We start from the raw sequence: 3,208 nt of genomic DNA, 5'->3' as shown, positions 1-3,208 counted from the left end.
ATTAATAAAATAATAAAATATTAATTTTGAATTTAATATGCAAAGTAAGTATTTTAAAGTTTGTTTAGTTCCTTTAGTGTTAATTACATATGTAGTTTGGTCCGTAAAAAAGTTGACTTCATCTAGTGTAGCTACAATTCTTTTCCCTAAAATCTGTCTTGTAATTAATTTTTCTTGTTCAAAAATCTTTTTATTTCGAAAAGCTTGATTTGTGTATAATTTTTCATTTTCAATTTTATAATCAATGAAAATATTATCAAACGAATTAAAGAATGGGGAGATATTTTTTCCTAAAATAAATGGTTTATAATTTTCATCAATCTTATATTCATATAGCAATTCTTTTCTAACTTTTATTCCATTTTTTATTTCATAGAAATCATTGACTTTTTTATTTTTATTTAATTTATTTATTATACTGAATGCATTATAATTAATCTTCTCATTTATTAAATAATCTTGCTTAATAAAGAAATGTTGATCTATAGATTTTTCAAAAACAAATTCAGAATTAATTATTTTAAAAAAGTTAATATCGGAATAATTACTTAATAATTTTGTTATAATAAAAACAACAGTTTTTACACTTGCATCACTAAAAATATCATTATCACTGTTGACTATTGTATTTAAATTAAAGTTGTCTAAAATATATTTTCTCAAGGGTTTGTCAAAATCATTAGTTAAAAAAACTGATGGAGTAATAAAAGAGATGCAACCTGTATTATTTATAATTTTACAAGCTTTTTCGATAAAGATTTTATATAAATCTAATTGATAAGATGAAGTAATATAGTTTTCGATGAGGTATTTTTTTTCTTTATGATCAAATAATCCCCTACTTCTTACATAAGGAGGGTTCCCAATCACCACATCAAAGCCACCGGTATATTCAGGTTTAAAAGCCGTGTTATAATCGCAAATAAAATCATCAATAATATTATTTATTTGGCGGCTAAGTTGGGGTAAATGGTGTTTGCTTCTGTTTGTTTCAATATATTTTATAGCTGTAAACAAATGATCTTCGGTAGTTATTTCTTTGCAACCAAATTTTTGTGTCCATAGCGGAATGCTTTTAGTTTCCTTTTCAGTAACAAGGGAATTAATTCCCTTGCTGTGTGGATTAATTTCCTTGTGTTGATTAAATATTCTTGCTGTTTTCCCTTTTATAGTTTTTACTATTTTTGATACGTCTGCTTCTTCGCATACCAACAACAAATGAATGTGGTCTGAGCAAATGTTATAGGCTAAAATATTTAATTTAGCTTCTTTTACAATTTGTGCAATGGTTTGTGTAATAATTAAATCATCTTCATCTGTGAAATAGTAAATATTTGGATAAGGGTTGGTTCCTAAATCTCTTTTTTCACGGACTTTATATTTAATCATCCTTTCTGAAGTCCTACTATCGTGAACCGCAGTGGTGATATGAAATGCTTTTTTGTTTTTTTCGCTAAATATTTGCGGAAATTCTTGTTGCCAATTAAAGGCTTTATCGCCAGCAATGGCAACATCATCTATTAAACTGTTGCCACATTTAATATTGTTGTTTAGATCGTTTAATTTGCGGTTTGGCTGTGCCGTACGTAACCATAAGGAGAGTTTGGCTATTTCTACACTTTCATCATTTAAATCTACCCCAAATAAGTTGTTTTCTAAAATGCTTTTTTCAACATCGCTCAATATCATGGCATCGCCAAACAATTTGGCTTGGAGTTCATCAATGTAACGGTGTTCTTTTATTAAGAAATCTAGAGCTTGGTTTAAAAATGCACCAGAGCCACAAGCAGGGTCACAAATAGTTAATTGTAGTAACCAGTTTCTATATTCAGTAAGCTTATCAATGAAACCTTTTATAGTTTTCTTCTGTCTTTTCTTATCAGTATTATAATCATCTTCCACTATTTCAAGTTCAGCTTTCTTTTCTTCACAAAGCTTTCCAACAGTATTTTCAACTATATATTTTGTAATGTATTTAGGCGTGTAAAAAACACCATCTTTTTTTCTTTTGGTTTTAGATTTGTCAATTTCTTGTCCTTCTAACTGAGCTTTTATTTCATCTAATTCATTTAATGAATTTTCAAAAATATGTCCTAAAATATTTACATCAACTTCACTGTCAAAATCATATTCAGAAAGTGTTAAAGTGTGTTTGTAAAGTAGGTCATCATCTATAATAATAGTATCTAAAATTGCATCAGCTTTAAATAAACCACCATTGTAGGCATATACATCATATTGCTTTCCTTTATATCCTGTATTTAAGTAGCCAAAGTATTTTTTAAACCTATCAAATAATGGCGTGTAAGCATCTAAATCTTTTAGCTTAGTCCATTGTTCAAGAATTAATCTAACTGAGTTAGGAGGTAGTAATTGCCTGTCCTCAGCAAAAAATAAAAATAAAAACCTATCTAATAATTTTTGTGATTTTTGAAATAAAGTTAAAGCATCAAATTGTGGGTTTAATAAAACTAAACTTTGGTGTAATTCTCTTTTAAATAAAGAGTAGTCATTGTATAATTTTTTAGTAATTGCATCTTCTTGGCTTACAGAATCCTTTTTTATTTTTTTAGGAGTATCATTCTTTATATTCTCAAAAGCTAAACAAAGGTAAAGTAGCTCAAAATCCTTTTCAGAAAGTGTAAATAAGTTGAACTCAATATGGTCAATGGCATTGTCTATATAAAACCTTAACTTCTCAAAATTTGAAGTAATGACATAGGTACATTCTGGCTGGTTATTTTTATACCCAAAAGCCTGAACTTCTATTTTGCTTAAGTCAGTAGTATTGGTTCCTTTTAATTCTATAACTGCTTTTACAACTTCATCTACAATAATAGCACCATCAGCTTTTTTACTGTCTTTTACATTTTTGTATTCTGTAGTAAGATTAAATTTTGTTTCAGAAGATGAAGCTGGTTTTGTATATCCTAGAATTTTCACAAATAAGGCTTCTAAAAACTCACCTTGATATTGCTCCTCTTTAAGGCTTCTGATATCTTCTTGAATAACAGGATTGTGAAAATGATTCTTATAAATATGCCATTTTGCAGTAAGGTCTTCTTTATTTTGAGATTTTAGATGTTTTGTAACTACGGTACGTTGAAATAAAGGCATAATAAGTTTTGCAAGTTTAAGATAACTAAGATAATACAAACCCGTTGTGCATTATAATTTAACAAAAAAAGTTGTTCAATTGTCTAAAAAA

The 3,208-nt window shown here is 27.7% G+C and carries 1 protein-coding gene; it reads right to left on the bottom strand.

The features are described from left to right. Positions 1-3,117: N-6 DNA methylase (locus tag Q0352_RS05200; protein ID WP_299524664.1), on the bottom strand; the 3,117-nt coding region annotated here is incomplete at its 3' end. Positions 3,118-3,208: the final 91 nt, after the last annotated feature.

The organism is uncultured Lutibacter sp., assembly GCF_937891065.1.
Classification (GTDB): Bacteria; Bacteroidota; Bacteroidia; order Flavobacteriales; family Flavobacteriaceae; genus Lutibacter.
Note: the sequence above shows the minus strand (reverse complement) of the source record. Positions and strands in the feature narration are given on the sequence as shown.